Here is a 7,772-nt window from a genome sequence, read left to right on the forward strand (position 1 = left end):
ATATTTCTGCTGCGCTTTCTCTCGTTCTATTGGATCTGTACTATTTCTAAGTGTCTTTTTTGCTATATCGAGCTCTGTCTTTTCAGACACGCTCAACCAATTATTCTCAACAGTTAAACCCCATAAGCGCGAGAGAAATTTTCAAATGATTCAGTTAGATGATAAAAATTTGCATTAGGATCATTTTTTACTTCTTGGTATCTAGCTATTAGTTTCTCGATGAGCCTATCAGGTGTTGGATGTGACGCCGGATCATTTTTTGCGCAATAGAAATAAAATAACGCTTTTTCTAAACAAGGGATACTTAACTGATATGCATTATTATCTAAATAATTAAATGCATAATTCCACTTTGACTCAGATAATAATAACTCATTTAAAAAAAGAGATTTCAAAAACTCATCTTTTATATTTTGCTCATTTAACAATTTTTCATAAAAAGAAAGTGCTTTTTTATCATCTAATAAAGTTAATTGATCTAAATTTTCAAAAAGGTCATCTTCTGCATCATTAAATGAATTTTCATCAACATAACCATAGGTTATATAATTATTTATGCCTACTAATATTTGTTCAATACTTTTATTTTTTTCACTCATAAGTTGCACTTATTATTTAAAAGCCCCAGCTTCGACCGTTGATTATCGCTATCACGCACTGTCCATGTGCCTTGTGATACCGCAGATTGGGTGGTGTTTTTCGCGCTACCGCTATGGTTTTATACTCTCTGTAGCGAATTTTTGATATTTATAACCTATCGAAAACTAACGAATATTAAATCGCATAACAATCCAAACGACTGTTCCAACACTGCAACCAATAAAGCCACCTAGTTTGATAGAATTCACCCAATCTAATTGATATATGCTTTGATCTGTTAAAAGCCATTCTCCTGATAAAGATAGAAAAGAAAAAAATAAACCATATATAAAAATCATAAAAAATAAGGAATATATTGAGAGTTTCATTAATATGCACCTTTATCTAATTCTAGATAATGTTGATATTCATTGTTATCCTCTTTAATATCCTTATTTTTCATAATATATTGCCCTAATAGACTACCACTTAGCTCTAATTCAAATGAACCAGCTGCCCCACCGACAATTCCTGGGAGAGGACTTAATTTAAAACTTTCTGTTATAAAATTTGAATATTTGTACTTTTCTGCATATTGTAATGCATAACGACTTGCAGACATTCCAAAATGTTCTTTTATTAATTTTGCCTCCCAACGATTAACTAATACTGTTGTTAGACCATAACCCGATGTAGCCCCAAAAGTGGATGAAACAACAGCAATTTCTGAATTTTCGCCTGCTATTTTACTCCCTAAATAAGCACTACCTGCGTTTAATTGAACATTGGAGTGTAGATTTCGACCTGTTCCTGTCCAACCAGTAAAGCCTGCTAGCACAAAGCTTAGATAATCAAATTTATCACCAGTATTGCCGTTGTATATTTGTACACCTGCATTTGCACTCATACTCAATCCAGTTCCTATCAGTTTAGCCTCTGCTGAGGCTTCTGAATTAAATAATGCCCTACCACCTAGGTACAATCCGAATACATTTTCTGGCTCTCCAACAAAGGAGGCAAATCTGTCCCAGTTATCTGAGTGTTTATTAGCAAATTCAACATCCTGATTATTAATATACAATACAGCATTTCTGACATCTTCATTATCTAAAGAACCATAAAGCCATGTTGGTCTCTCGGCTGCCGAAATTCCTCCATTCAGCTTGAGCCTTTCATAGCCAGCTGTGCATTCTAATGAGTTTCTTTGGCATGCTTTTCTAAATTCTTCTGAATTTTTTCCATGAATTGTGGCGTACTTGTCAATGATAGGCAGGCAATTCTCACCTGCTGCTTTACATATTGTCATTTCTTTATCAAACGCACGAGCTTCATCAAAACTCAGATAATTATTCTCAACCACCACTTTCCCGGCTTGGGCGGCATTGGCAACGCCTGCGCTATTATCGCTAATTAACCCACCGGCAATGCCTGAAGCTAACGTTGCCCATGCGCTTATATTTTGCTTTTCAGACTCGTAAGTTCTTCTGGGGTTTTGCCATAAAGTGAGTGCGATAAAATACCCATGGTTTCGCCGGTCATCGCGCCAGCGGCTTGTACCACTGCATTTTCGCCTTTTGCCACAGCCAATTGATTATTCAGCTCGGCGGTCACTGCACCTAAAATTGTATGTGCTAGCGCATTCGTGGTGATATTCACTTCACCATCAACTGTAGTCCGTTTCTTGATTTCAGTGACGAGATAAGGTGATGCTCCACTAGCTAATGCACAGGTGACGACTTGCGCGGCTTTCTGTAAATCACTGCCTGTGCCAAAGCGCTCCATTTGAAGAATAAAAAAGAGGTATCGATGCAACGGATGTGGATTTTTAATGAATTTAAAATTAAGAAGCGGTGGTTTAATTTGTTAGCAGAATAGCGAGTGAAGTTTGGTGATCATGTAAGACATCGATAACAATAGAGAAAATGATCAAAAACACAAGATAATCACTGGATTACTCTTAGAATCAAGATAAAGCCAAATTCACAACTAACCATTAACGGTAATTGACTGAAGGGATTGAGGTACGCTCTACCCCTCACTCGCCAAGCTGGATAGTTGATAATCCAGTTGGCTGAAGGATATTAAGCTACAACATAATATAATTAATCATTAATGATTTTAATTTCTTTTTCGACTAATCGCCCAAAGTCTGCACTTCGTGAAATAACAGATAACGTTTTACTTATAAGTCTTTCAATTTCAGCGTGAAGATTTTCTGGATATAACGTTTCCACATCTTCAAGTTCACAACCTAAGTTAATTATTTCAAGTAGTTCCTCTGGTGAACCAATACCTTCCAATAGTCTAGGTATATAAGGTTTAAAAATGTAGCCTTCGGCTTCATCAACAGATATTAAGTTTTTTCCTAGTGCGGTTAATACACCTAATGCTAAAAAACTCAGAAATTTGCTAGCGTGTTTATCATTAATACTGTAACAAAACGTCATTTCATATTACTCCAACCTGATTTAACCTTCACATTAATAACTCTACCACTTTGGCTTTGAAAATAATGTACTGAAACTTTATTGCCAGCCACATCATAGCCATCCTTATAAACTTTATACCACCGACCAGATTCTATTTTTCTAAAATCTTCCAATGCTTGTTTATTATTTATAACATTTCTTGTCGTTCCATTTTGAATTGCCCTGAAGCCTTGTGGGTACTGAGGTGCATCCTTAATAGAGGTGTATGTTTGATTTAGTTGGTTTGAATTATTATTTCGATTGGTATTTTGGGATGAATTAGGCTTACCTTCAGAAGATTGAGTTCCATTGTTTGAACCTTTATTAACACCACCCTTGATCCCAACAACCGATACACCAGAACCTGGAATAGCGCCACCAACACCCATGTTATCAGCAGCATCTTTTGTATACAGTGCGACTTTAGCTGTGACTGATAAGGAGTCATAAATAGCTTGGGCACTTTCCGAATTCTCTGCTTTCACAAAATTAACAAGCTGAGAACGGTCTTCTGTACTTAAATCATCAAACAGAGCAATCCATTTCAGGGAATCAGCAACATTGACTCCACCGTTTAAATCAACCCAAGTACCGATAGCATCAAAGGAACCACCACTTTCGATTTCAGCAATAGCTTTATCTCTATTTTCCTTGCTGATTTTACTGTACTTATCATAGATTCCTGTTTTATCTTCACCCGTCTTATCAGCTTCTTCAAGCTCTTTCTTCATGTCAGCGACGTTTTTAGAGCTTAAATAATTATTCTCAACCACCACTTTCCCGGCTTGGGCGGCATTGGCAACGCCGGCACTATTATCACTGATTAAACCACCTGCGATCCCTGAAGCTAACGTTGCCCATGCGCTTATATTTTGCTTTTCAGTTTCAGTAAGTTCTTCTGGGGTTTTGCCATAAAGTGAGTGCGATAAAATACCCATGGCTTCGCCAGTCATCGCACCAGCGGCTTGTGCTGCCGCATTTTCACCTTTTGCTAATGCAAGACCGGCATTCACCACACCATTAGCAATCGCGGTGATAATGCTATTACCCATAACACCTTATGTAAATGTGATAACGGCTTGAATAGCTCGGGTGTACCACCCGTGCCAAAGTCAGACTGGTTGGTATAATCCTGTAAACGTTGTTGGAAGAGGTAATTTTGAACATCACGCTCAGTAACGTTATCTTTAGTTTCTGAAAGGGCTTGATAGAGATTGGTCGTAATTTAGATTTGAAAAAACTAGCACCAGAGGATTAGTGCATAATTGCTAGCCCAAAACTGACTATCAGAAGTAAGTGGCTGAATTAGTTTAATGTTACCCCCTCACTCGCCAAGCCGGACAGCTGGTTATCCGGCTGGATATAATAATTTAATATAAATTTTAGTAATTTGGTTGATAAATCACTAATTGACACTCCCCTAGTAGTTCATCAACTTTTCCTAAACTAATTAATAAATCACCATTTTTTTCAATAATACTAATTGAACATATATCTAACTGTAGATATACACCAATGCTAAAATCTAAGTTTCCATTAAGCAACAATTTCATAAAGAGTATCAGGTGGAGCTTGATACTCTTCAAAATCAGCATGAATAACCTCATATAACTCAGATAGCTTAATTTTTTTTATTGTTTCAATTTGCTCACATTCATTCAATGAAACAACCATTTTTTTAGCGTTTGATATATTAATCATCTCGGATAGAGTGTCCAAAAGAATATTTAAACGTTCTTTTGGGTCTGGAGGAAAGCCTATATCTGCTGTTTCGGGATCATATTCCAAGTAATCAATTAGATATGTTGCATTGATTGAGTTTTTTCCATCGGCGATGTCAAATATAAAACATTCATCGCCTGGTAAATATTCATCAGGATAATTAAATAACTCCATTTTAGTTATTTCATTAATATTCAAATAGTTATCTTCCATGTATTTTTTTAGTGCTTTGAAATTTATAGTAGTTCCAATTTCAGGTTGTAAATAGCCATAAACGTTATTTGACATAGTTATATCTACTTTTTATCTTCAATCCAAGAGCCTACTGGCTTACCATTTTCATCTATTTCACGATAATATTTTTTATCCACATATCCTCGCGAGTTATAACTAATTTTATGTTCGTGTGGTGGAACTTTACCATTTGAGTCATATCCTAATTGACCATGTGTCTTTTGTTGTCCATAGTCTTCCCGTGAAAATGTTCTTCCTTTATCATCATAATAAGTAATACTCTTAGTTCCATCTACGCGAGACACTTCATAAACTGAATTTGGTGTCGACGTTTTAGTAGCTCTCCCAGACGCAACTATCGTATGTTCAGTCACTATCTTATTAGTTGCAGGATTAACTAGCTTCTCTTTTCCCAAATAGCTATCAAAATTAGAAGATTCATTCCCTTTTTTACTTGCTTCAAGATTCCTTTTAACTATATCTTCAATCGTATTTGGCGAAGGTTTTCCAGTCGGTTGTGATACGTCTAGTTTCACATCAGGCTTCGCAACATCTTTCCCAAATTGCTTAACTAACGCACCTGAATTTACAACTGCTGATATTCCACCAAATGCATAAATAGAACCAACATACATCCCGGCTCGAGCACGCGCTTCTTTATCAGGATAACCAAAGTGTTTAAACGCTTGCGTATAAGACTCTAACAGATTAAATGCCTGTTGTGCTTCTGGTGAAGTTGAGTTCAACAACCGTTCGATTTCTTGATAACCTGTTTGCGCTGTTTTTGGGTTTTGATACGTTAGGTTTACATAGGTGTCTATCGCCTTAAATGCGTCTTTTCTGGCTGCGGTACATTCTGATGAAACTCCACCAGCACAAACATCAAGCACGGCTTGTGTTGTAGTTGTATCTTTAATACGTAACTCAGCCAGTTTCCGTTGTTCAACTTCGGTTATATTTCCTTGACGCTCTTTAAGCGCCAACGATGTTTTTTGGCGATGGTCTGAGTCATTTAAATAATTATTCTCAACCACCACTTTCCCGGCTTGGGCGGCATTGGCGATACCTGCGCTATTGTCGCTAATTAACCCACCAGCAATGCCTGAAGCTAACGTTGCCCATGCGCTTATATTTTGCTTTTCAGTTTCAGTCAGTTCTTCTGGGGTTTTGCCATAAAGTGAATGCGATAAAATCCCCACCGTTTCGCCGGTCATTGCACCAGTGGCCTGCACTAAGGTATTTTCGCCTTTTACCAATGCAAGACCGGCATTGAGTAAACCGTGCGCTATTGTGCGCTGAATATCACTTTCAACACTATTGCCTTGAATTTGGTTTTTCACTTCATTGGCAAGATAAGGCGCTGAGCCATTAGCAATCGCGGTGACAATATTGCCACCCATAATGCCTTGCGTAAATGCCGTAACGGCTTGGATTGCTCGGGTATATTTACCGCCCGTACCAAAATCAGACTGGTTGGTGTGATCCTGTCATACTTGCTGAAAATGACAAAATTTGTGGCTGGGTAGCTGGTGCAGGTAGACCCGTGCATTAAGCACAGGCAATTAATTATCCGGATTATTGAGACAGAGTGTTACTTTATTTTTATTATTAAATTTATAAAATATATTTATTAACCATCAATTCAATTTCTGAAAAAAACTATCCTGGAAAAACTTATGAGAAGGAGCTAATAACTCCTTACAAAAAGAATCATTAGAAAGATCATTATAGCGAATAATAATCTTAGAAATTAATTCATTTATACCTTCTATTTTTAACTTTTCTTTGCTATTAATTGATAATCCAATCATCGTTGTAGATAATATAGATGGAGACATCCATTCCACATTTTTTTTAATATAATCTAATGCATATTCTTTATTCACATCAAATAAAAGTGATAAACAACGTGCTTTTAAAAAATCATCTCCTATTCTCGATGACTCTATAATAACCTTACAATATTTATCACATAACTCTCCATCTAGAACTGATAACTCATTAAGTGCATTAGCAGCCTCATCATCAGGATTTTCAAAGGAATTAATATCTAAATACCCATTTTTTAGATAACTATCTAATCCTAATTTTATTTTTTCAACTTTTTTTCTCATTTAAAAATCTTCCTGTCGTCACTGTTGATAAGCGCTTTGAACCATCTGGTAATATTACCCATACAACATTTATACGAACAGATTCATTGCTACCATTTTGACTTTTTAATACTATTGATGTCCAACGATTCTCTGGTGTCACCATTTTTTCAGTATCAAGTAATTTATCTATTATAAATTTATTATTTTCTTTTGTATCATTAAATCCTATTTTTCTAGATCCATTCCCATTGTTCGTGATCGCCCAATTCCTTTGGTTTATTCGGATCTTTAGCAAAAGCTCTTTGGTTATCACGTTTTTCATTTATTAACACTGATTGCCTTGCTAATAACGATTCTAAATCTCCTTTTGCTTTGCCTCTAAGCCATATTTCTATCTTATCTACAGGTATAGCAGCATCGCCTTTAACCGCAGTTATATGCTCCCAACCATGAGCATCTGGTAACGAGTGAATTGAAAAATTACTGGATAACCTCTGTTGACTCACTAGAGTTTCTATTTTTCTCGCAGCGACTGAACCTATTAACGGCGTCATTGACGCGCTAATTATTTTCATTCCATCATAGGTTTTAATATAAGCCTCTGCTGTGGGCTTATCGACGCTAAGCTGCACCATGGCATAATTCACCATCGCATCCTGCACCTGTTTCTGAT

General features: G+C 36.4%; 9 protein-coding genes and 2 pseudogenes. All 11 read right to left on the bottom strand.

Annotation, left to right across the window (positions count from 1 at the left end):
* Nucleotides 1–113: 113 nt before the first annotated feature.
* Nucleotides 114–599, bottom strand: a complete 486-nt coding sequence (locus ABN099_RS18770; RefSeq protein WP_349465913.1) for a hypothetical protein — start codon at nucleotides 597–599, stop codon at nucleotides 114–116.
* A gap of 165 nt (nucleotides 600–764) precedes the next feature.
* Complete coding sequence (locus tag ABN099_RS18775) at nucleotides 765–968, bottom strand: hypothetical protein (protein ID WP_349465914.1); 204 nt, start codon at nucleotides 966–968, stop codon at nucleotides 765–767.
* Complete coding sequence (locus ABN099_RS18780; RefSeq protein WP_349465915.1) at nucleotides 968–1,939, bottom strand: hypothetical protein; 972 nt, start codon at nucleotides 1,937–1,939, stop codon at nucleotides 968–970. The genes ABN099_RS18775 and ABN099_RS18780 overlap by 1 nt, the downstream gene beginning before the upstream one ends.
* A 36-nt stretch (nucleotides 1,940–1,975) precedes the next feature.
* Nucleotides 1,976–2,035: pseudogene (locus tag ABN099_RS19100) on the bottom strand (hypothetical protein); the annotation flags it as partial.
* Nucleotides 2,032–2,361 (bottom strand): hypothetical protein, encoded by a 330-nt coding sequence (locus tag ABN099_RS18785; RefSeq protein WP_349465916.1) that lies wholly within the window; start codon nucleotides 2,359–2,361, stop codon nucleotides 2,032–2,034. The gene ABN099_RS18785 and the pseudogene ABN099_RS19100, both read right to left, overlap by 4 nt.
* 320 nt (nucleotides 2,362–2,681) lie before the next feature.
* Complete coding sequence (locus ABN099_RS18790) at nucleotides 2,682–3,026, bottom strand: DUF3969 family protein (RefSeq protein ID WP_349465917.1); 345 nt, start codon at nucleotides 3,024–3,026, stop codon at nucleotides 2,682–2,684.
* Entirely contained in the window at nucleotides 3,023–4,099 is a 1,077-nt protein-coding gene (locus tag ABN099_RS18795; RefSeq protein ID WP_349465918.1) for a VENN motif pre-toxin domain-containing protein, read from the bottom strand. The genes ABN099_RS18790 and ABN099_RS18795 overlap by 4 nt, the downstream gene beginning before the upstream one ends.
* 484 nt (nucleotides 4,100–4,583) lie before the next feature.
* Nucleotides 4,584–5,057: a hypothetical protein gene (locus tag ABN099_RS18800; protein ID WP_349465919.1), complete on the bottom strand. Its 474-nt coding sequence runs from the start codon at nucleotides 5,055–5,057 to the stop codon at nucleotides 4,584–4,586.
* 8 nt (nucleotides 5,058–5,065) lie between these two features.
* Entirely contained in the window at nucleotides 5,066–6,403 is a 1,338-nt protein-coding gene (locus ABN099_RS18805; RefSeq protein ID WP_349465920.1) for a VENN motif pre-toxin domain-containing protein, read from the bottom strand.
* Nucleotides 6,404–6,640: 237 nt separating this feature from the next.
* Nucleotides 6,641–7,117, bottom strand: a complete 477-nt coding sequence (locus tag ABN099_RS18810) for a hypothetical protein (RefSeq protein ID WP_109392280.1) — start codon at nucleotides 7,115–7,117, stop codon at nucleotides 6,641–6,643.
* A gap of 215 nt (nucleotides 7,118–7,332) precedes the next feature.
* A pseudogene (locus tag ABN099_RS18815) lies at nucleotides 7,333–7,772 on the bottom strand (hypothetical protein); the annotation flags it as partial.

Origin of the sequence: Proteus hauseri (assembly GCF_040139125.1) — a bacterium.
Taxonomy (GTDB): Bacteria; Pseudomonadota; Gammaproteobacteria; order Enterobacterales; family Enterobacteriaceae; genus Proteus; species Proteus hauseri_B.